Origin of the sequence: Runella sp., assembly GCF_965279615.1 — a bacterium.
GTDB lineage: Bacteria > Bacteroidota > Bacteroidia > Cytophagales > Spirosomataceae > Runella.
In genome coordinates this window covers 1,572,761-1,594,993 of record NZ_OZ257252.1, presented here as the reverse complement: position 1 = coordinate 1,594,993, position 22,233 = coordinate 1,572,761, and the positions used below count along the sequence as shown (strand labels likewise).

Sequence of the window (22,233 nt, the reverse complement as noted above, 5' to 3'; positions counted from 1 at the left end):
TGATCAGATCAGCAAAGATTATTTTAACTAATCCATTAATAAGGCGGTAAAGCTACAAGTCTGTTATCATGAAAAAGGCAAAAGAAATCAAAATTTGCAGCCTACTTTTTTTACAGCTTTTTACAGCGAATCCATTCGATTTATTTGCCCAAAAGGCTGATACGTTGTACGTTAGCGATGAAATTTATGTAAAAATTAAAGACTCTCAGCCTATTACAAAAACGACAGGCAGAGAGATTGAAACCATTTCCGTAAATTTCTTACGTAATACCCTGATTTCTTCCTTGGTTTTGAAGGCTGAATTACCCTTTTACTTTTCAAGTAATGAAAAACTTCTCAGAACCTTCAGAATAAAATTAAAGAAACCTGAAAATATCAACCTGATCATTGAAGAATTTCAAAAGGATACGACAATAGAATATGCAGAAAGAATATCAAAAGTATACAAATTCGATACTCCTGATGACCCCTTATTCTATCACCAATACTTCTATTACGATGTCATTCAGATGAATCAGGTTTGGGAACACTATAAATTTCTGCCTGATGCCACGGCAATTGTCGCGGTAGTGGATGATGCAGTACAAATATACCATAATGACTTAGTGGCAAATATTTATGATTCGCACGATGTAGCCGATAATGACAATGATGCCAGTCCGCCTTCTGCAAATTTTTCGCATGGCACTCATGTAGCGGGTATTCTGGGAGCCATCACTGATAACGGTATCGGAGTAGCTTCCATTGGAAGTAATGTAGTCAAAATCATGGCTGTTAAGGCGTCATATGATACATATACCGGTTTTATTGACAGATCCTATGAAGGCATTGCATGGGCAGCCGAGCATGGGGCAAAAATAATCAACTGTTCCTGGGGAAGCAGTGAGATTGATCAGACGGAGCAGATTATGGTAATTGGGTTGATATTTCAGCACCGGGATATGCTGTTTATAGTACTGTACCATTTAATTCATATGCCGGTTACAACGGAACCTCAATGGCATCACCGATGGTAGCCGGCTTGGCAGGACTTTTAAAAGGGATAAAACCGGATTTAACTTCCGAGGGTATTAAATCTATTATCCTCTCATCTGTCGATAATATAGATGCATACAATCCCGGATATGAGGATATGCTTGGAGCAGGTCAGATAAATGTGTATAAAGCCATAACAACACTTTGCCCAACTTTATCTGAAATTTATTACACAGGTTTAACCAATCTTTGTGAAGGCCAAACATTAACACTGTCGACAAATGCCTGTACCGGATGCAGTTATGCATGGAAAAAAGATGGAAGTATCATAGGAACCTCTCCAACATTTATTGCCGGTCAATCAGGGACCTATACTTTACGCCTGACAAGGCAGAAATGTTATTCAGAAGGTGAAAACAGCGTAAGTGTTTTTGTTAACCCTGCTCCTGCTACCCCTGATATCAGTGTCAGTCCTTCAAATATAATATGCAATGGACAAAGTGTAACTCTTTCGGTTACCAATTGCAATAACGGTACAGTCTCTTGGTCCGGAGGTTTTACCGGTGCTTCAATCAATGCCTCACCAACTGTCTCCACCAATTATCAGGCCACTTGTGATCTGAATGGCTGCCGTAAAAGTAGTACTACCTATGTGACGGCTATTCAAACACCCGTGCCTCCCATTGCCAATTCTCTCAGCTGTGCCACTACACCGACAAAAGTGTGGGAAAAGAAATTCGGGGGCAATCAAAAAGAAGAATTCAATTCACTGGTCGAACTCGCCGACGGCGGCCTGCTGTGGATCGGCGTTTCCTCCTCACCCCTCAGCGGCGACAAAACCCTGCCCAATATCGGTTTTGATGACCTGTGGGTCATCAAAACCGATGCCGCCGGCAATAAACTTTGGGAAAAAGTCTACGGCGGCTCGGCCGGTGAATATCCCAACGCCGCCCTCGCCACTACCGACGGTGGAGCTATAATCACGACGTTTTCCTACTCGGGCATCTCGGGCGATAAGACCACGGCTAATTACGGACAGGCAGACATCTGGACTCTAAAAATTGACGCTAACGGCATCATTCAGCAACAATGGACCTTTGGAGGTACCGGAGAAGATCTTCCCGTCCACCTTATTGCCACCGCTGACGGCAATTATTTGCTGAGCTGTTTATCCTACTCGCCCGGCGGAACCGGCAATAAAAGCAGCACTGACTCACCAAGCTATGGCGATTCTGATATCTGGGTCATCAAATTCGATCCCACCGTGAGCGACCCGTTGGCAGGAGCCATTTGGCAAAAGACCTACGGCGGCAGCTCTACCGATGCGCCCTATTTGTCCACCGAAACATCCAACGGTGATATTTTGATCGCGGCCTACTCCAAATCCAACAACAACGGCAATAAGACCGCCCCCAACATGGATGGCAACAACGGTACGATGGATTATTGGGTGCTGCGCATTACTTCGGCTACCGGGAACCTGCAATGGGATAAATCCTACGGGGGTGCCAAAACGGCATCCGATCCGGCAGGTCAAAATTATGGCGATGAGATTCCAACCTCAATCGTCAAAAGCAGCGTCAGCGGACGGTACATTATCGGGGGATTGAGCAAATCGCAGGCAGGAACGGGCAATAAAACCACAGCCCTGCGTGGAGATTATGACGGCTGGTTGGTGGAGATCAACGAGAGTGACGGCAGCAAGACTAATGAAAAGACCATTGGGGGAGCAAATCGGGAGGATTTCAGCAGCATGGTTCGAATGCCCAACGGCAACGGATATTGGGTGGTGATGCGGGTAGCCAACACGAATTCGGGTGACATCACGGCGACGCCGTTAGGGATGTTAGATTTTTGGGTGGCCGAGATCGACAATGATCTTTCGCTGGCCCCGCGTTGGGACCGGCGCTACGGCGGAGCATATGATGACAGCCCGCGCAATTATTCCATCGGTCTGACCAAGTCGGGAGAGTTGTTAGTGGGGGGCATTCAGGTTACCCAAGTAGTTAACACCGATGGAACAGCGCAGGATTATTTCGCCGTCAGGATCAATGAATGTTCGGTAAGCACTGCGGCAACGATTTGTGCCGGAACGGGAGTAACCTTATATGCCGGTGGCTGTGCAGGCAATGTCAGTTGGTCCAACGGCATGAGCGGCAACACCATCACGGTCACCGTGGCAGGTACATACACGGCAATCTGTACTTCAAACGGTGCAAACTGTCTGAGTGTGGCAAGCAATTCTGTAATAGTAACCACTCCGCCTGCTGCGCTTACGTTATCCGGAAGCGCTCCAAACGACGTCAAAAAAGCTACTCAAACTATTGCTTCCACTCAAACCATTCCCACTGGGTCAACTGTTATTTATCAAGCCGGCAGCAGCATTTCACTGCTGGGAACCTTTCAGGCGCAAACGGGGAGTATTTTTAAAGCGGAGATTAAAGGATGCAATTAAATAACCTGCTTTTGGGGAAAACTATATATTCTACTTATCATAAAATTCATTATTGAATTTTACGAAGTCCGCTATTATGTGCTGTATTTCAGATTATTATCTCCAATGTCGGGTATATTTATACCCCCGTGGCTGCGGTGGACCGTAGCCACTCCCATTTTGCGAGACGGCCAAAATAATTTTAAGTGTCTGTCTCAATTGGACCACTCCATCTCATTTACTGCAATACAACGGTTCGCTCAAACGGCTCACTTTGTTGTATTACTTCTTTGGTTTCAGGATCAACTTCCCGGATAAATGCTTTGTATCGCCCGGCAGGAACATCCGGTGGGATTGTCACATGAGGAGAAGCTTCAACAGGAAAAGTCAGCGGGAAGTGAAACACAGACTTGCCGGTAGATTCATCCTGCAACATAAAAACGTACCGCTCAAACTTTGCAATTACTGAAAACATGACATTAATTTTCTGATTACGAAACAACGAGACTGGTTCAGCAGTGAGTTCACCCGGCAACTGTACCGTGCTTAAGCCAATGATATAAGGTTGCTGCTTATTTTTAACGATGCTCAGTCGAGAACCTTTCCCTACAGGCAAACCATCCCTTAGAATTTCAATGCCATAATTTCCTAAACCCAGCGCAGCGGGGACAGCAATCCCCACTTGACGCCCGTCTAAAGCATACGTGGCCGAAACAGGAATGATCACTCCATTGAGCGTACGTATCCGAAAGGCAGTTGAACCTTCAAATAAGTTATTACCCCAGACCGTCAGCGTTTCTCCGGCCAATGCACTTAAACTCCAGTTAAAACTAAAACCGGACTTCCCCTGTACTGTTTTCAATACCTGATTGACCGGCATTACCGTGCCGTTCTCCATCTGAAAAGTAATATCATATTCGCCTAACACAAAGGGAACCGAATAGGCACGTACCCTTATCTTATCTAAATAAGAATGGATGAATACGTTTGATAAGGTATGCTGAATGCCGGTTTTGCGATGAGTAAAGTTGACCAGTTTCGGCAGGTCATTCCCATAGGCATTTTTGACCTCAATATCTATATCGGAAGAATCCGCAATAGCGAAGGTAGAAAGTGCTTTTGTCTGGGTGATTTCCAAAGGAGCCTTGGCCGATGGTTTGATTTGATAGATGACCGACTGGTTGGGATTAGTGATGGAGGAGATAGGAATCGTTAAATTGTTAGCGTTTGGGTAACTCCAAGAAGCAGCTCTACCAATATCGGCCAGTCTATCTTGACTTGAAATCTTAGCATCCGGCGAAAGTTCAGCAATAGGCAGCAGATTGGCAATTGTTAAAATTGCCGGCATTTTGACATGAATTGTTCGGTTAGGCTGGTCAATAGTAACATCTTTATCGGGAATGCCGGAGAAAGAAATACGGGTAATCAGTAAATGAGGATACTTTTCAGGCAACGGTTCCTGTTTTTCTTTACAACCCATCATTAACCCAACTATTATTAGAAGTACTAATGAGTTTTTCATAGAGATAGAATTGAAATGGTGGCTAAAGCATTGATATACAATGTTAATCATTAAGAAAATACTATGCAATTAATGTATATAGGAATTTACTCATTAAGCGTAAGACTCTCTTCTGACCTTGACGTTTTCATATTCTACTTAAATCCTATTATAAAACAGTCTGCAAACCAGTTATATAATAGGATTTATGATAAGTAGAATGCTCTTCAAAATAGGGGAAGGTAAAAATAAAGCTTCCACCAGCAATATTTATTAAGGTCAATAAGTGGATATTTAATATTTTAGTAAAAATTTATTATGAGGGCGTTTAGAAATAATCTTATTCCTTTTTTATTTATTGGTTCTTTTTGCTGGTGTATTTCATGCACAGTGTAAGTGCTCCTAAAAATCAGACAATTTAAAACTAATCAATAAGGCCCTGACTTTTGCTCATCCTACTTTACGCGGTTTATTTCCAGATTGACTTAGCCGTATACAGCTCAAGGTTCTTGACTTCAATGCGGTTCCCCCAAAATACAAGGCCGTCTTTGTTGGTCAAAACCGGTTTTCTTTCAAATGAATACGAGTAGGCACCGTTGTCGATAAATACCTCAATAGAGGTTCGATCCACATAGATGTCGGCGGAAACTTCCATCGACGTCATGTCTTCAGGAGAATAGAAAACGCCATTGACCAAATTGGAATTCATATCGTAATCAAGCACTCGCTGACCGAAAAAAGAAAGGCCCGCACTTGTAGCATGCGACAGTTTTAACGTTGTCTTTATTCGGAACCGATCGGAAGATTGAAACGATTTCAGCTTTTCATTTGCTTCCGTTGTGCTTAGCGAAGCCCATTGCCCGGCCCGATCAAACAATTGCTCCGTTTCCTTTACCGGTGCACTACTCAGGCGCAGACCGTTTTTAGTGGTATGAAGCCGCAATTCGGTGGGAAGCAGCATCATGTGGTTAAAAGGCATGCCGGGTTGTTGAATCCGCCCCCAGCCTATTTGAATGCGCCGGGAATCGCTTGCGGGCATGTTGGTAAACGTTTGGGCGGCATAGATGCTCCCGGTTGTGTAGTAATGCTTTCCCGATTCGGGCGTAAAGATTTTTCCGTCGAAAGAACCGATCATGTACGTTGCCGAGGCACCATACATGACCCATTTGGTCTTGCTTTTATCGTCGTCTATGGGTAATTCAAATAAGTCGGGGCATTCCCAAAAACCCGTTACATGGCTCTCATATTTCCACTCCTTTGCGTTTTTGGATGTATAGATCGAATGCCCGTCGCGCTCATTGAGTACCATCACCCAATGGTTGCCGGGTTTGTACCAAAATACCCGTGGGTCGCGCGTGTCCTTACTGTTCCATTTCGCTTTCGAATCAATCAGGGGATTTTTGCTGTATTTTGTCCAAGTGCGACCTTTATCCAAACTGTAGGCCATGCACTGAATTTGTTTTTCAGGATTATCGACGGTAAAAAAAGCAAGCATCGCCGGTATATTCCCCTGATTAAATCCGGCGGTGTTGGTATAGTCGATCACCGTTGAACCGGAAAACATCGTCCCCAGACTATCGGGTGACAAAGCTGTGGGTAATTCTTCCCAATGGATCATATCTTTGCTCACCGTATGTCCCCACGACATGTTTTCCCATTCTCTTTCATAAGGATTATGTTGGTAAAAAAGATGGTATTCTCCTTCGTAGAAAATCATACCGTTGGGGTCATTGATCCAACCCCGGCGGGTCGAAAAGTGGTATTGTGGCCGATTCTTTTCTTTATACAGCGAATCCTGACCGGCAAATGTATCTTCCTGGTAAATTTTATTCAATCCTTCCGGCTTACCGTCATAGCTTATGGTAATGGTTTTTCCCTGTAAGGCGGCCATGTCGCAAAACACCCAATAGTCGGGCTTATCAGTTGCGAGCCGTATTTTAAACGAACGCTCAAGTTTATCATTGATCTTGAATTGCATGATTCCCCTGTTTTGAGCTTGTGATACAGGCAGGTTCAAATAGCGTTTAGTGATCTTTAAGGAAAGATTCTGCGCCGGCAGTGAACGAATGCCGAACATCGTCAACACTGTTAGGGTTATAAGCTTTAAAACTGATTTCATTCGATTTAGGTAGTTACACGCGTAAAGTATGCATTGAAGCATTTATACTTTTAAGAAATGAGCATTAAGTCTCGGTCCTGATTTTCCGGTCTGTGGTAATTTTCAACCCGGCATTCGGTCTTATTTTGATTCTTAATTCGCAAAAATGATTGTACAAGTGACCCGAAAGATTTGGTCAGTATATTTACGTCAATACTTTGTGGTGGAATAATCGGTCAATAGCCTATGGTAGCTACGAAACGTATCCTCGCTTATATCCTTATTGGTTTGCTACCTGTTTTGGTTTCCTGCCAAAGCACTGAAAAGGCTAACTATCACCGGGAAGTCGAAAAAAGCAAAGAATTTGTCCAACGCAGATTTAATGATATGAACGCTCAATCCAATAAGCGCCTCGGTTTACTCCACCGGCTCTTTTCACTTGAAACTTCCGGCAGTAAGCAAATCATGAGTGAGTTGAGAAAGGCGGAAAACGAAGTAAATAATCTCCAATTGAAGAATAATGCCATAGTTCATAGCCAATTAGATCAGCAGACACTTGATAAATACATCCATTTACAGGAAAAAATTACGGACGAAGTAATTGCGTTGGATTTATTGGTCAATAACAATGGTACAATGAGCCAACCCGGTTTAAGTGAATTGTTGATACAGTTAAAGAAAGTCACTAAGCGGATTTCGATAGATGCGCGTAAATTTTCTTACCAACTGAAAAGGCACAACGAAAGCTATCCGGAGCATAAGATTCCATTGACATATTCCATTAGTAATAGTATTCTTGACAAGGTAGCTTCCTGAAACCTTTCCAAAAACACAACGGATAGCCACAGGCAAATTTTCGTTTTTTTTTTAACGTATTGCTCGCCCGGTCGGGTTGTGAGCAACCCTCCGCACGAGGAGTGTGTCGGACGGTCCGCCGCGCGGTTGCTCACAACCCGACCGGACGAGCATTGCGGTCAACAGCACAAGAATAATTTAAAGCAATTTTTAAGAAGCACATAACAACCACTGATATGAAAAAAGTACTCAAAAAAGTCTTTTATGTTATTCTTGCCTTAGTGGTAGCTATTGGTGTTTTTGGATTGATATTGGCGTTTCTTCCAACAGAATCAAGAACAAATCACGTTGGAATATCGTCGGAAGAAGCCGCAAAATTAAGGCAGAATTTTACAGGGCCACATCACCTGATCACTACAGCAGATGGAGAAACGCTGTTTCTGCGGCGATGGAATCCGGACAGTGGGAAAACGGGAAAAAAAGACATTGCCGTTTTGATTTTTCATGGCATAACTGCCCACAGCGGAGCCTACGACATGGGTGGTAAACCAATATCAGCCGGCGGATATACAACATTTGGGTTGGATTACAGAGGACATGGTTTATCGGGCGGAAACCGGGGAGATAGCCCGGGTAAAGAAAGATGGATCGCTGATCTGGTTGAGTCTGTACGATTTATTAAAGGTCTTGGTTATCCTAAAGTAGTTATTTTGGGACACAGCATGGGCGTAGCTTCCGCGATATGCGCAGTTGATGCCATTCCCAATGAGATCTTAGGATTAGTATTGCTTTCAGGGGCTTACGAAGGCAGAAAAGGATTGACCAAGGAGCCGACTTTTTTTCAAAAAGCTAAAATTTTTGCAAGTTCTGTTTTCCGCCCGTCGTATCAGGCGGTGGAATATTACAGAGAAGGGATGACGGTGACGAAAGATCCCCTGTTCAATTTAAGATACACGCTTCGATTCCTGACCATGCTGAATGTCAAGGAGCTCAGACTTCCGAAAACCCTGAATGTTCCGGTGTTGGTAGGGGTAGGGGATAAAGATGAATTATTTGAGATAGATAAAGTGAAGGAGTTTTATGGCCTTGTTCCCGGCAACAAAAAGGAATTTTTAGTGATGAAAAATACTACGCATGCCAAGATACCGGTCGAGAGCTGGCAGCAGGTGGTTGCTTGGTTGAATAAAACGTTTGATAGTGCGCCTTAAAAAAGAGCAAAAACAGTGATTTGTTAAGTAAAGTACATCAATATGAACGCAGAAGATAACTTGCACCGATTTTTGGAGGCACAGGATAACGATTATCCAAGGGCTTTGGCTGAAATTAAGAAAGGGAGAAAACAAGGACATTGGATATGGTACATCTTTCCGCAAATTTCAGGATTAGGTTTTAGCGCAACGACACAATTCTACGCCATTAAAGACCTTCAGGAAGCCGAAGCCTATTTGCAGCATCCCGTTTTAGGGAGCAGGCTGATCGAGATATCCGAAGCATTGCTTTCTGTGGAAGGAAAAACGGCCAATCAGATTTTGGGTAATCCGGATGATCTGAAAGTAAGATCAAGTATGACATTATTTAGCCTGTTACCAAAAACGAATCCGATTTTTCAAGCGGTTTTAGATAAATTTTTCAACAGCATCCAAGACCCAAGAACGCTTAGTAGTATTGAAAATTCAGCGAATGGCAGCGCAGGAAAGTAGTAACATGAGGCCAAGGCGCAAGACCCTTTTAATTTTAAGTCCCGGTTTTCCAAAAGATGAGGAAGACAGTACCTGTATTCCGCCGCAACAGCAGTTTGTCAAAGCCTTAAAGGAGACATATCCACTTCTTACGGTTGTAGTTCTAACATTTCAATATCCCTTTTTTACGGCTGAATATCAGTGGTTTGGTGTTCGGGTTATTGCTTTTGGCGGCAAAAGCAGAGGTAAATTATTTCGGTTAATGACTTGGATGCGTGTGTGGCGCAGCCTGCTGAAATTGCACCGTGAATATGAAGTGATCGGCCTTTTGAGTTTTTGGCTTGGAGAGTGCGCTTTTGTGGCGAGTTATTTCGCAAAACTGAAAAAATTAAGGCATTACTGTTGGCTCTTGGGACAAGATGCCAAAGCCGGAAATAAATATGTAAAATGGACACATCCAACCGGCAATGAATTGATCGCCTTATCCGATTTTATAGTCAGAGAATTCAAGAAGAATTATGCCATCACTCCGGCAAACGTCATCACTGTCGGTATCAATCCCTCTTTATTTAAACCGATAGAAATGGAAAGAAATATAGACGTTTTAGGTGCCGGTTCTCTGATTCCATTGAAGCAGTATCCTGTTTTTATTGAGGTCATCGACTCATTGAGGTCAGCGTTTCCGGATATGAACACCTTCATTTGCGGGGATGGCCCTGAAAGGCAAAAGCTTGTCGCATTGATTAACTCTTTGGCTTTGGAAAATAGCGTTGAGCTGAAAGGCGAACTTCCTCATCAACAGGTGTTGGCGCTCATGCAACGCTCAAAAGTATTTCTTCACACGTCAGCATACGAAGGTTTTGGGGCGGTTTGTTTGGAAGCACTTTATGGCGGGGCGCACGTGGTCAGTTTTGTGAAACCAATGGACGCAACTATTCCAAACTGGCACACCGTTGGCAGCATAGAAGAAATGAGCCGGGCGGTCAAAGCACTTCTGAGCGATCCAAAGCTGAATCACGAAGCCGTTTTACCTTATCCCATCGCCGATAATGCAAAAAAGATGATGAAGCTTTTTAACTACAGCGAAGAAGCAATCGATTGAATTTGTCGGGCGATGGCTTGAAAAGAAAGATTTTCCCGGAAATAGTTCAGCGCTGATTGGCGCTTGGTTGCCAAATTCATGTGTTGTGTTTGCATAAGGACATCAACCAATGCTTCTTCGTTGCCGGCCTGATAAAGCATTCCGCATTTGCCGTTGTTGGTAATCATGCGAAAGGAGAGAATATCCGTTACCAAAGGTATACACCCGCACGACATCGCTTCACATACCGATGTGCCGCTGCCTTCGTAATGCGAGCCGGAGAGGATAAAATCGGCGCTGTTGAACCAATACAACAACGCTGCGTGCGGCACTTTTCCTATCAAGGTTATTTGGTGACCAACGTTTGGTTCGGAATCAATAAGTGCCTTTAGGTGAAGCAATAATTCGTCGGTATGATAAACCATGTAAAGTCGAGCTTCCGGGGCAGTATGAGCGTATTTTAAAAATGCCCGTACCACCGTAAGCGGATCTTTATTTTGATTGAGTCGGCCTACCCACAAAAACACCTGCTCTCCCGAGACGCCCGTATGTGCTTTGGCCTCAAAACGGTCAATCGGATAAAAGACGGAGGAAACCTCCATTATTTCGTGTATTTTTTCGGCAGATCCCAGATTTCCGGCGGTCACCCATTGTTGCCCCATTGCTTTGGAAGCAAATAAATAGGCATTAACACAACGGTCAGCTAACTGCTGCAACAGTTTCCTTATTCCTGTAAATGGTTTTTCCGCATGGTTTTGGACAATGATCTTTACGGAATTTCCCAACAATAAACGTAGCTGAATGACCGGTAAAGGGCGGTGAAATCCTTGAATGAATACTACGTCGGGGTTTAATTTTTGAATGTAACGATGCAGGCTTCGGGGGAAAAAACGCAATGCGTTTTTAGAAAAACGTTTGAAATGATAATGTACATCGTTCTGAAAAACAGCACCTTCATGCGCAATCTGCTCAATACTGATGACCTCATTTTCTTTGCCCAATGCTTCCAAAATCCCGGTGTAAGCATTGATGCGGACCAACCACGCCTGTGGGTCACTGAACTCCCCGGAATACTCGTAGCCGACAAAAACAAATTTCATGGCAGGCAGATTTAAAGATCAGAAAATGTCAATATCGGCAAATACAAAAGCAAGCTCGCCGGGTGCTATGCCCGATCCAAGATCTTTTATCATTATCTGAAAGGATGGCATCGACTCGCTGTATTTTTTGAGCAGCGCGTATAGTGTTGTTTGTTTGCTGACCTGAAAATGCAATTGCCTCAATCCCAATTTTGCGGAAAGTTTTTTTAACGGCACAAGTATCTGATCAAAATCCGGCTCAAAACCGGTCATGTCACCGATGACAAACCCGTTATGAATCTTACACCAAATGAAAGCATTGCCAACAGAAATAGTGTACGTGTTGCTGTATGTTTTATACCGGAAATAGTAAGTATCTCTTAATACTCCGTTATAGTTTTCTGAGATCGGGAGATTGAACGCTTTCGGTAATCGGTACTTTTTCAGCATCAGGTTGGTGTAAATGTTGTATATCTTCCTCATAACAAGGGCTTTATTTACTATTCGTTCCAACGGGAAAGTTGTAACAGGAATCGTAAAGCGTTCTAATTGACCTGCCTTTATCCAACCAAGCTTTACAAAACCGGGCAGGGAATTTTGATTGGGAAAACCAAATACCAAACGGATTCCTTCCTCAATACAAAGTTCAAATGTGAGCGTAGCCAACGTGAAAAACAAACCCTTTTTTTGATGCTCCGGGTGAGTCATGGTATCAACGGATTGCGCAGCCAAAACAGGTTGTCCGTTATATTGCAAAAAGCAGGGAAGTACGCTGTAATGGCCCACCGGTTCATTGGCTTGATTATACGCAAGAAAACCTATGTATATGTGCTCCGTGTAAGCAGTGTCATATTTGCGCCTCCAAAAGCGATCGGATACTTTTTTACCATACAAAACGTAGTGCAGACGACGAACATCCTTTAGCCGCTCAATGGTCAGCCGTTCTATGCGGTACTCTCCGTGAAAGATGGCATTATTATTCATAACGGCCTTTGATAGTTGCATGCAATTGGCTGGCGGCAGAGATATATGGGTTAATGGTTAATCGCTCTCTCAGGAAAACAGCATCGTGGTCAGTCGGATGATTGAAATCGGTGCATAAGAGTTGACTATATCCTGCGGCTTTGGCCATTTCAAGGGTTTTTTCGGTATAAGCCCCGTAAGGAAAAGCAATGCTCGTGACTTCTTTGCCCGTAACTTTTTCAAGAAACTGTTTTGATAGTGTCATTTCTGAAAGCATATCTTCCGGGGAGATTTGCGAAAGGTCATTGTGATAATACCCATGAGAACCGATCGTAACATGCGATGAAGCTGAAAGTGCTCGAATCTGTTGCGTGTCCATTTGTACCCAATAGTCTTTGTCCCGGTCATTGTTTTTGAAATCAACCAAAGAATTCAAATGCTTTATAAGCGCGGCTTTTTCACCAAACCCTGTCAAGCGCAGTTGCTCCGCTAATGCGATGCCGTCTGAAGTGACATATTTATTATAGCGATTTTTACGATAATCGGCAGTGTTAAAAGTGAATACGTCGGGGCCGTATTTTGAGGCGATGGTTAAGAGATCATTCCATAAAATATCGTAACCGGCCTCTGTAATGGCCGTTATGAAGAAGGTAGCCGGAATTTGATATTTTTCCAGTAACGGCAGAACGTACCGGTAATTGTTGGCAAAACCGTCATCGAAAGTAAGGCAGACGTTAAATTTTTCGCTACTGAAACGCTGTGCGTAAAAGTCTTCCAGCGAAATCAGATTGAAATACTTTTTGTAATAGGTCAAATGCGCTTCAAAGCGTTTTTCTGTGATAAACAGCGTATTAAAACGGAACGGGTCTTCGTGACAAACACCATGATAAACGAGTATCCTACTTCCGCGAGCCGTTTGATACCGCCGTTGGTCAAGCCCCAAAAAATGGAGTAGATCCCACCGGGAATAAGGCAGTTGCTTTTGTTTTAAGGCTATCTTTTTCAGAATGTTCATGTCAGCGTATCGTTATAGGGAACTGCACATCCGACTTATACCGTCTGATCTCATTCAACAGACCTCTCACATCACCTGCTATAAATTTTGTACTTTTTCCAATACCGATCTTAGTGAACTCCCGCAACGGTATACCTGAAAGCTGCTCATAAAGGCTTTCATCAAAAAGCCGAATATGCCCTTTGTGCGTAACCAACAGAATATCTTTTGGACGTACGTTGTAAAAAGCGTCGTAACCTGTCGTGGTACCGCTTTTTGAGGTCACCACCAAATCGGCATCAAAACCCGTCGCTATTTTACCGCTGTTTAACTGCCAAATGGCGGCAGGCTTTTCGTTCAATGAATGATACAATTCAAAGTCGGTCAGCAGCTTTGTTTTTCTTGCCAAACGAAGATGCTCCCAAATATCCCAATGTCCCGTCAGCGTAGAATCACTTCCAAATAGAATCGTAGTATTTTTTTTTAGTTCCGACATAGATGCTGTGGCATTCAGAAGGAAAAAATTTGATTCCGGGCACCACACTAAGGCTTGAAAATGAGCCGATTGTCGCGCATCCATGCTAACTCCGTGGACGCCGATAAGTTTTCTTTTCAAAATGTTCCAACGAATAAATTCATCTATTTCTTCAAACACCGCTTCTGTAATTCCTTCGCCCACATGCATCACCACCGGCAGCTTTCTTTTGAACGGGTTATTGAGTTTCTGCTTCCATTTTTTTTCAAAACGGACTGAATGCAAACTCTGAGCCTGTTCCAATACAGTAATAAGCTCGGCGTTATGCCTCGTTTTTTCGCCATGATTCACAACGGTCGTAACGCCGCACAGCAAATTTTTATAAACGCCCCAACGCTCCCGCAACGAAGTCGGAATGTTAAGTACTGCTGCGATCTCGTTCGCGTATGTTTGATGGATATGATTTCCCCATTCGGTATAACTTTCGTACTTTCTATTACCTAATGCAGGAAAGAGATTGAAATCAAGATGGTCGTGCGAATTGATAAGGCCCGGAAAAATCAGCGCATCTGAAAAGGTAAGCATCAATTCTTTCGTATCGCCATGAATAGTGTCGGCCACCTGCACAATTTTATCTGCCTTAGTTTGGATACTTGACGTGTTTCCGGTATCAGCAAGGCAAACGTTATGCAGTATCATCTTTTCTTTTCAAGTGTAAGCCGTATATAATGGGAAAACCTTGGTACTTTTCATACACGTGCAGCGCATGTTGCTCTTCGTAATAGTGTTTTAAGGAGTTGTCAATCGTAATTTCTTCATAGACAATGGGATAGAAGTTGTTTTTTAAAAAGATTTCTTTCACTTTATCGACGGAATGCACATAATTTCGCACTGCGATATAGCCATTTTGATGTTTGAAGGTGCGTTGTCCGCCCTGAGCTAAAGTGCCGGGATGGAAGTCAGTGATGATGATCTCTCCGTTGGGCTTGAGGATTCGACACCAAGCCCGTAAAGCCGCTTCGATGTGTTGAATATGGGCTACGGTAAGGGTTGAAATGATCAGATCGTAGCTTTTGTCAGGCGTATCCAAAAACAGATCATCGGTGATGAGGTATATTTTGGCGTCGGGAAATTTATCTTTCAAACGGCTGAGCATTCCCTCTGATACATCATATCCCGTTATGCCGGATGGCTTTTGGCTCATTAGTTTAGCCCAATGCCGGCCGGTGCCGCAGCCAATATCGGCCAGTTGTTTATCTTTTAGTTCGACGTTTTGCAGCAGCCCGGAAAACAGACGTTCATCCAGATCCAACATAAGATTGCCCGGCTGCCGGTCGTACGCTTCTGACCAAATATCATACGCTTCCACAACGGCGGTTTCCGGGATGAATGCCGGGGAAAAACGGTTTTTCAAATAGTTTTTAAAACGGTGGAGCATGCGTAGCGACCAATAAATGAACAATCGGGTTTGAGAGTGTATACGGATATAAACCGATAAAGGTTGCCGGGCAATTTTTTATTTATCACGGCAGGCAACCCCGGCTACCGGCGCTACGTATTCATACTGTATGGTTGGATGCATGTTTCACCATTTTGTGAATCGAACCCTAAGACATGAACAAAATACTGTTATTCAATCCCAAAAGTGCGGTCAATAAATACCGAATACCTAATTCTATTCTGAACATTGCCGCTTCCGTTGACGGCAAATATGACTGGGTGATCGTGGATGGAAATTGCGAAGCGGACCCTCAAGCCAAGATTGAAGGTTATTTGCTGACCGGTGAGTTCAGGTACTTGGGTTTTACGGTGATGCCGGGTCCGCAATTAAGGCAGGCCATTGGAGTAGCCAAGGCGCTCAAGAGAAAATTTCCGACTACAAAAATGATCTGGGGGGGCTATTTCCCATCCAATCAGCCCAATGCGGTGCTTGATTCGGGGTATGTAGACTTTATCATCAATGGCCCCGGTGATCACGCTTTTCCGCAGTTAATTGATGCTTTGGAAACCGGCCGTTCCTTTGAAAACATAAAAAACCTTATCTATAAAACGGCCACGGGAAAGATAGTAAAAACCGCCAAGCAAGACCTCATCGACCAAGATTCGTTACCGCCTTTGCCGTACGATAAACTTGCGGACTTTTATGCGATTCCCAAATACCTCGGCAAAACCTATTTGGGCGAAAAAACACTGGCGTACCATTCCAGTATAGGTTGCCCTTTTACCTGCTCATTTTGTGCCGTGGTTCCCATTTATGAAGCGCGTTGGAAAGCAAAATCGGCGCAAAATGTGTACAACGATGTAAAATACATCAAGGATAAATGGGGAGCGGATGCCATTGAGTTTCACGATAATAACTTTTTTGTCTCGGAAAAACGAGCCGTTGAATTCGCAAAGTTGATAAAGCCCGAAAACATGACCTGGTGGGGGATGGCAAGGATTGATACGATGGCAAAATTCAAGGATTCTTCGTTGGCGGCTATTCGCGAATCGGGTTGTAAGATCATATTTTTCGGGGCAGAAAGCGGCAATAACGCCATATTGGAACAGTTGGATAAAGGCGGCACGCAAACCGGCGAGCAGATCATCCGATTTGCGGAAAGATTGAAGAAATTTGACATCATTCCGGAATATTCATTTGTGTTGGGCACACCGGCTCCGACCCAAAAACAGGTACAGTCACAAATAGATTTTGAGATCGATTTTATTAAAAAAGTAAAAGACGTAAATCCGAAAACGGAGATCGTGATTTACACCTATAGCCCGGTGCCTACCGAAGGCTCGGAATTGTATAAACAGGTATTGGCGAGCGGCTTTAAGTTTCCGGAAACGTTGGAAGATTGGATCAGTCCGGCGTGGGAGAGTTTTGACCTGCGCAAAAATCCGCTGACCCCTTGGCTCACTCCTGAGATGATCGATAAGATCAGAAACTTTGAAACGGTATTGAACGGAGTGTATCCCACAGTGACAGATATTCGGCTGAATTCCCTGAAGCGGAAGGCGATCAAACTGGTGGCAGGTATTCGATATAAAATTAACCTGTATCACTATCCTTATGAGATCAAATTGTTGCAAAAAGTGTGGCGCTACCGGCAACCGGAAGTACAGGGCTTTTGATACTTTATGAAATGAAAAGTCTCCTTAATAACGATGCTCATTTGCCAACGAAATCCTCAACGCAGGATTTCGAAGCGTTGTATGTAGCCGTAAGGCAAAAGGAGCAGCGTATCTATTCGGACAAACAGTTGAGGCAACTGCCTGATATTGAAGCTTCTCATGTTCATTACCGGGAATGGAAGATAAGGAAACGCTCCTGTGAGAAATTGACCGCTTATTTGTCCCGAAAAAACAGGCCTTTAAAAATACTGGAAATCGGTTGCGGCAATGGATGGCTTGCGGCAAAACTTGCTCTTTTGAAAGATACGCAGGTAACGGGATTGGATATAAACCGGGTCGAAATTGAGCAGGCTGAGAGCGTCTTTAACATGGAAAATCTGCGTTTTGTTAACGCTGTTTTTGAACCTGAACATTTTCGGGGAAATGCGTTTGATGTGATTCTGTTTGCGGCTTCGCTCCAATATTTTTCTTCGGCAAAAGAGATACTGCAAAAAGCGATGGAATGCCTGAACGATGAGGGAGAAATTCACATCATGGACACTCATTTTTACGAACCGGCCTCTGTCAATGATGCGGCAAAACGTACAAAGGATTATTTCACCGAACTTGGCTATCCGCAGCTTGCCGCCTATTATTTTCATCACACATTGAAAGAAATAAAAGAGTTCAGTTATACCGTTTTATTTGACCCCAACAACCTGCTGAACAGCCTGTTGAAGATGAGTCCTTTTTATTGGATATGCATCCGTAAATCATAAACTATGATCGGACAAGGTTTATTTCATACCCTTCAGCGCTATCGAACGCTGCACACTGACCGAATCTCGGTTTTGCCGATTGTGATTCTTATGCCGCACAGTGCCTGTAACTGCCGCTGTGTGATGTGTGATATATGGAAGGATAACAAAAACCTGAAACAACTGACTGTGAAGGATGTTGAGGCATTGCTGAATTCACTGAAAAAATTCGGAACCCAACAGATTGTTATGTCGGGAGGCGAGGCGTTATTGAACGTTCATTTTTTCACTTTGTGCCGTATTTTAAAAGAGCAAAATATCAAAATAACGCTGCTTTCGACGGGTTTGTCCATCAAAAAACACGCGGTTGAACTGTTGAAATGGGTGGATGATCTGATCGTTTCATTAGACGGTGACGAAAAAGTGCATGACCTGATCCGGGATATTCCGGGGGCATTTAGAAAACTAAAAGAGGGAGTAGAGCATATCAGGGAACTCGCTCCTGAGTACAGGATTACTTCCCGGACGGTCATCCACCGACTTAATTTTCAAAATTGGCCGGCCATCATTGAAGCGGGAAAACAAATGGGGTTAAACCAAATGAGTTTTTTGCCGGCCGATGTAAGCAGTCAGGCATTTAACCGCCCCACCGCGTGGTCAGAGCCAAAACAGCACGAAATACTGCCCGAAGAAAGCCAATTGCCTTTGTTTCAGGAAGTAATAAATCAATTGCCTGTACAATACAGAAGCGATTTTGCCGACCGATTTATTGCTGAATCGCCGACCAAGATTCAGGACATTTACCGGTATTATGCAGCATTTTACGGCTACAACGATTTCCCGTTTAAAAAATGCAATGCGCCTTGGGTTTCAACCGTCATTGAGGCAGATGGCAGCGTGAGGCCCTGCTTTTTTCACGAGGCCATCGGGACGATCCGTGAGCAGTCATTGGAGGAAATATTGAACAATAAAGCTGCCGTTGACTTTCGTAAAACGCTGAATGTAAGTACAAATGCTACCTGCGTAAAATGTGTTTGCTCGCTGAATTTATCACCGTTTGCCAAGTTGAATTAAAAAAAGAATGAATACTGTTTTATTTTCCCATTCTTATTTTCTGCGATTCGATCCAAAGCAATGGTCGCTCGGACAGCCATATCCACCCCTCGGAACCTTGTATGCGGCGGCGCTTATGCGGCAACGGGGCTATGATGTTGGATTGTTTGATACCATGTTTGTCAGTGATCCTGAAGAAGTAACAACGGCAATCGAAAAGCACCGCCCGGATTTTTTCGTCATTTATGATGATGGATTCAATTATCTCACAAAGATGTGCCTCACCAATATGCGTGAAGCGGCATTTAAAATGGGTAAATTGGCAAAGGAAAAGGGCTGCACGGTCATTGTTTCAAGTTCAGACTCCACCGACCGTTATGCCGACTACTTGTCCGAAGGGGTTGATTTTGTGCTGCTTGGAGAGGCAGAACATACGCTTTTGGAGTTAGTGGATTGTATTGGAAACGGCGGTAAAAATTTTTCATTGATCAAAGGAATTGCTTTTACAGATGGCACTGAGATCATAAAAACGCCTTCTCGCCCGGTGTTGAAAGAGTTGGACTCATTGCCTTTGCCCGCTTGGGATCTGGTTGATATGGACAGCTATAAAGAGACTTGGCTTAAACACGCCGGCTATTTCTCCATCAACATGGGTACTACAAGAGGATGCCCTTTCAAATGCAACTGGTGCGCCAAACCCATTTATGGTAATCGTTATAATTCACGCAGTCCACAGCACGTGGTCAATGAAATAAAGTTGCTCAAAGAAAAATATGCCATAGAACATATCTGGTTTTGTGATGATATTTTTGGCTTAAAGCCGGGTTGGGTAGCGGAATTTGCGCGGCTGATAACACAGGAGAAAATCACGATTCGCTATAAGATACAATCAAGGGCTGATTTGCTGATCGACGAAGAATTGGTGGCAGCGTTGGCCGAATCCGGGTGTGATAATGCGTGGATCGGTGCCGAAAGCGGCTCTCAAAAAATCCTGGATGCAATGGACAAAGGCATTACCATTGATCAGATACGTGTGGCTGCCCGCTTAATGAAAAAGCACGGGATCAAGCCTTCGTTCTTTATCCAATTCGGTTATCCGGGCGAAACAAAAGAGGATATCAAACTGACCATTGACATGATCAATGAACTTTTGCCTTTCGAGATCGGCATATCTGTATCGTATCCGCTTCCGGGAACTGTGTTTTATGAAAAAGTAAAAGCGGAATTGAAATCAAAAACCAATTGGACCGACTCCGATGAAATGGCGTTATTGTTTACCAATACCTATCCGGCATTTTACTACAAGCAACTGCACCGGTACGTGCATAAAAATTACAGGAAGCACCTGGCCAAAAACAGCCTCCGCTATTTGTTGAAACACCCGGCAATGGCGTCGGAAAGCAACATGAAAAAAGCACTTTCCTTTTTTTACTACGCTCCGCTGACGTATGTAGAAAAAGTCAGACTTAACAGATTTGAGAAAACAGTATGATGGAAAGAGTGGTCCCGCAAAACGAGCAATTGGCCCAAGCCGCTTTCAGCAACCAGTCGGGTGTTTTTGATGCATTGTATGCCGCCGATACCATTATTAATTACAAACGCCAAAGGGTAAGAACGCATATTTTGAGGTATCTTAAAGCCGGCAGCGCAATTCTTGAACTCAACAGCGGAACCGGTGAAGATGCGATATTCTTTGCAGATCAGGGTTTTAACATTCACGCGACCGATATTTCGTTGGGAATGCAGCAACAATTGGAACAGAAGGTAACAGAACGGCATTTACAGCACCGGATCAGCAACGAACAGTGTTCGTTTACGCAACTCGATCAACTGCAAAATAAAGGTCCTTATGACCTTATTTTTTCAAATTTTGCGGGTTTGAACTGCACCGATGAACTTGATAAAGTGTTGGCTTCCTTTTCTTATCTACTAAATCCGGGCGGGATGGTGACCTTGGTGATCCTGCCCAAATTTTGCCTTTGGGAAACCATGCTTCTTTTTAAAGGGAAATTCAAAACAGCTTTTCGTCGTTTTTTCAGCCGAAACGGCCGCACCGCCCACGTCGAAGGCGAATATTTCAAGTGTTGGTATTATGATCCTTCTTTTATCAGAAAGCATTTAAAAGCCGATTTTGAAGTGTTAAACATGGAAGGTTTATGCACCATTGTACCGCCATCGTACATGGAAGGTTTTGCGCAAAAACATCCCATCCTTTATGGTTATTCAGTACGGTGGGAAGAACGCTTGAAAAGCCGTTGGCCGTGGAAATACATCGGCGATTATTACATCATTTCTCTTCGAAAAAAGTAACGCTATTGAGCCGGTTTGTCATCGTATTCATGCAGCAGCAACGCAAGCTTGCGTTGGTATTTCTCAACTAATATATGCTGAAAACTTGCAGGGTCGGGTTTTGCGCAGTGTTTGCCGGCAGCCATACTCATGACCGTTCCGCGCAAATTCAGCTTTTTCATCAGCGTTTTTTGCTGCCAACGTTGAGCGGTGATCTTCATTAAGAAATCATCCAAACGATTTATTGCTCGGTGGTTGAAGAGCTTTTCCGCCCACCGTTTAAAGAAGTAATTTTCTGCGGTATCTATAGATGACGGGCACATGATTTTGTTGGGAAGAAAATCCCTCGTCCAGGCGTTGGCTTTGTAGAAATCTTCAAAAAATGATTTTCCCTGCATGGGAAGGATGGTGGCAATTTCTATGGCAGTATAAATGTTCTTTTCGGCAATTTCCAGTTCCAGTTCATCTACGTAATAATTCATGCAGAAGTAATGCTGCCTGCCCACCAAAAACGTTAGCTTTTTAAAAAAGTGCATCAGCGTTCGGGCAATCCAGAGCCGGTTTTTCTCGGTGATGATAAACAGGTCAATATCAGAGTGTTCATCCGCGAAGTTTTTGGACAACGACCCCGAAATGCCCACTCCGCGTACATAAGGAAATTTGATCAGCAATCGTGCTACTTTTTCTGCTTTACGAATCAATACCTGCGCGTTTTTATTTCCGTTAATGCGCCTTTCGGCGAGAGAAGCATCATTTTTTAATGAATAAAATTTATCGAGTTGGAAGATGAGTTTATCGGTGATCAGGCTGTTTAAGGCCACGCTGAAATCATTTTCAGCACATTTGTTTTCAAGAAATAAAAAGATCTCATGATATGTCAGAGGATAATCCCACATATCAAAATAGGCCAGCGCCGCTAAAATATTTTGTTCGATCTTCGACAATTTCTCTTTGTTTTAATGA

General features: G+C 43.6%; 19 protein-coding genes. 11 read left to right on the top strand and 8 right to left on the bottom strand.

The window, feature by feature from the left end:
* Window positions 1-68: 68 nt before the first annotated feature.
* Together ACQY73_RS07005 and ACQY73_RS07000 are read left to right on the top strand one after the other, a co-directional pair.
* The gene (locus ACQY73_RS07005; protein WP_428663353.1) at window positions 69-1,016 is read left to right on the top strand and encodes a S8 family peptidase; all 948 of its coding nucleotides are present in this window, start codon (window positions 69-71) and stop codon (window positions 1,014-1,016) included.
* A complete protein-coding gene (locus ACQY73_RS07000; RefSeq protein WP_428668431.1) occupies window positions 926-3,430 on the top strand; it encodes a 3-coathanger stack domain-containing protein in 2,505 nt (834 codons plus the stop codon). The genes ACQY73_RS07005 and ACQY73_RS07000 overlap by 91 nt, the downstream gene beginning before the upstream one ends.
* Window positions 3,431-3,647: 217 nt before the next feature.
* Here the strand turns inward: ACQY73_RS07000 and ACQY73_RS06995 are convergent, their stop codons facing one another.
* Window positions 3,648-4,931 (bottom strand): hypothetical protein, encoded by a 1,284-nt coding sequence (locus ACQY73_RS06995; RefSeq protein WP_428663351.1) that lies wholly within the window; start codon window positions 4,929-4,931, stop codon window positions 3,648-3,650.
* 448 nt (window positions 4,932-5,379) lie between these two features.
* Window positions 5,380-7,029 carry a DUF4980 domain-containing protein gene (locus tag ACQY73_RS06990; protein ID WP_428663348.1) on the bottom strand — a complete coding sequence of 550 codons (1,650 nt, stop codon included), beginning with the start codon at window positions 7,027-7,029 and terminating at the stop codon, window positions 5,380-5,382.
* Between the two features lie 225 nt (window positions 7,030-7,254).
* Here ACQY73_RS06990 and ACQY73_RS06985 point away from each other — a divergent pair, with 225 nt between their 5' ends.
* The 4 genes from ACQY73_RS06985 (at window position 7,255) to ACQY73_RS06970 (ending at window position 10,584) form a co-directional block, all read left to right on the top strand.
* A complete protein-coding gene (locus ACQY73_RS06985; protein WP_428663346.1) occupies window positions 7,255-7,824 on the top strand; it encodes a hypothetical protein in 570 nt (189 codons plus the stop codon).
* Between the two features lie 215 nt (window positions 7,825-8,039).
* Entirely contained in the window at window positions 8,040-9,011 is a 972-nt protein-coding gene (locus ACQY73_RS06980; RefSeq protein ID WP_428663343.1) for an alpha/beta hydrolase, read from the top strand.
* A gap of 42 nt (window positions 9,012-9,053) precedes the next feature.
* Window positions 9,054-9,503: a DUF1810 domain-containing protein gene (locus ACQY73_RS06975; protein ID WP_428663341.1), complete on the top strand. Its 450-nt coding sequence runs from the start codon at window positions 9,054-9,056 to the stop codon at window positions 9,501-9,503.
* Between the two features lie 4 nt (window positions 9,504-9,507).
* A complete protein-coding gene (locus ACQY73_RS06970; RefSeq protein WP_428663339.1) occupies window positions 9,508-10,584 on the top strand; it encodes a glycosyltransferase in 1,077 nt (358 codons plus the stop codon).
* Here the strand turns inward: ACQY73_RS06970 and ACQY73_RS06965 are convergent.
* Genes ACQY73_RS06965 through ACQY73_RS06945 form a run of 5 tightly spaced genes read right to left on the bottom strand, consistent with a single transcriptional unit; the run spans window position 10,560 to window position 15,488 of the window.
* Window positions 10,560-11,663: a glycosyltransferase family 4 protein gene (locus ACQY73_RS06965; protein WP_428663336.1), complete on the bottom strand. Its 1,104-nt coding sequence runs from the start codon at window positions 11,661-11,663 to the stop codon at window positions 10,560-10,562. The two genes, ACQY73_RS06970 and ACQY73_RS06965, sit on opposite strands and share 25 nt — an antisense overlap.
* 18 nt (window positions 11,664-11,681) lie before the next feature.
* The gene (locus ACQY73_RS06960; protein WP_428663333.1) at window positions 11,682-12,626 is read right to left on the bottom strand and encodes a GNAT family N-acetyltransferase; all 945 of its coding nucleotides are present in this window, start codon (window positions 12,624-12,626) and stop codon (window positions 11,682-11,684) included.
* A complete protein-coding gene (locus ACQY73_RS06955) occupies window positions 12,619-13,620 on the bottom strand; it encodes a polysaccharide deacetylase family protein (protein WP_428663330.1) in 1,002 nt (333 codons plus the stop codon). Before ACQY73_RS06955 ends, ACQY73_RS06960 begins: the two co-directional genes overlap by 8 nt.
* Window position 13,621: 1 nt before the next feature.
* Window positions 13,622-14,773: an amidohydrolase family protein gene (locus ACQY73_RS06950; RefSeq protein ID WP_428663327.1), complete on the bottom strand. Its 1,152-nt coding sequence runs from the start codon at window positions 14,771-14,773 to the stop codon at window positions 13,622-13,624.
* The gene (locus ACQY73_RS06945; protein WP_428663324.1) at window positions 14,760-15,488 is read right to left on the bottom strand and encodes a class I SAM-dependent methyltransferase; all 729 of its coding nucleotides are present in this window, start codon (window positions 15,486-15,488) and stop codon (window positions 14,760-14,762) included. Before ACQY73_RS06945 ends, ACQY73_RS06950 begins: the two co-directional genes overlap by 14 nt.
* A 200-nt stretch (window positions 15,489-15,688) precedes the next feature.
* Between ACQY73_RS06945 and ACQY73_RS06940 the strand changes: the two genes are divergently transcribed.
* The 5 genes from ACQY73_RS06940 to ACQY73_RS06920 are packed head-to-tail and all read left to right on the top strand — an operon-like array spanning window position 15,689 to window position 21,291.
* Complete coding sequence (locus ACQY73_RS06940) at window positions 15,689-17,191, top strand: B12-binding domain-containing radical SAM protein (protein ID WP_428663322.1); 1,503 nt, start codon at window positions 15,689-15,691, stop codon at window positions 17,189-17,191.
* Window positions 17,192-17,202: 11 nt separating this feature from the next.
* The gene (locus tag ACQY73_RS06935) at window positions 17,203-17,949 is read left to right on the top strand and encodes a class I SAM-dependent methyltransferase (RefSeq protein ID WP_428663319.1); all 747 of its coding nucleotides are present in this window, start codon (window positions 17,203-17,205) and stop codon (window positions 17,947-17,949) included.
* Between the two features lie 3 nt (window positions 17,950-17,952).
* Window positions 17,953-19,002 carry a radical SAM/SPASM domain-containing protein gene (locus ACQY73_RS06930; RefSeq protein WP_428663317.1) on the top strand — a complete coding sequence of 350 codons (1,050 nt, stop codon included), beginning with the start codon at window positions 17,953-17,955 and terminating at the stop codon, window positions 19,000-19,002.
* 7 nt (window positions 19,003-19,009) lie between these two features.
* On the top strand, window positions 19,010-20,473 hold the full coding sequence (locus ACQY73_RS06925) for a B12-binding domain-containing radical SAM protein (protein WP_428663314.1): 1,464 nt from the start codon (window positions 19,010-19,012) through the stop codon (window positions 20,471-20,473).
* Entirely contained in the window at window positions 20,470-21,291 is an 822-nt protein-coding gene (locus ACQY73_RS06920; protein WP_428663311.1) for a class I SAM-dependent methyltransferase, read from the top strand. The genes ACQY73_RS06925 and ACQY73_RS06920 overlap by 4 nt, the downstream gene beginning before the upstream one ends.
* A gap of 2 nt (window positions 21,292-21,293) precedes the next feature.
* Here the strand turns inward: ACQY73_RS06920 and ACQY73_RS06915 are convergent, their stop codons facing one another.
* Window positions 21,294-22,214, bottom strand: a complete 921-nt coding sequence (locus ACQY73_RS06915; protein WP_428663308.1) for a nucleotidyltransferase domain-containing protein — start codon at window positions 22,212-22,214, stop codon at window positions 21,294-21,296.
* Window positions 22,215-22,233: the final 19 nt, after the last annotated feature.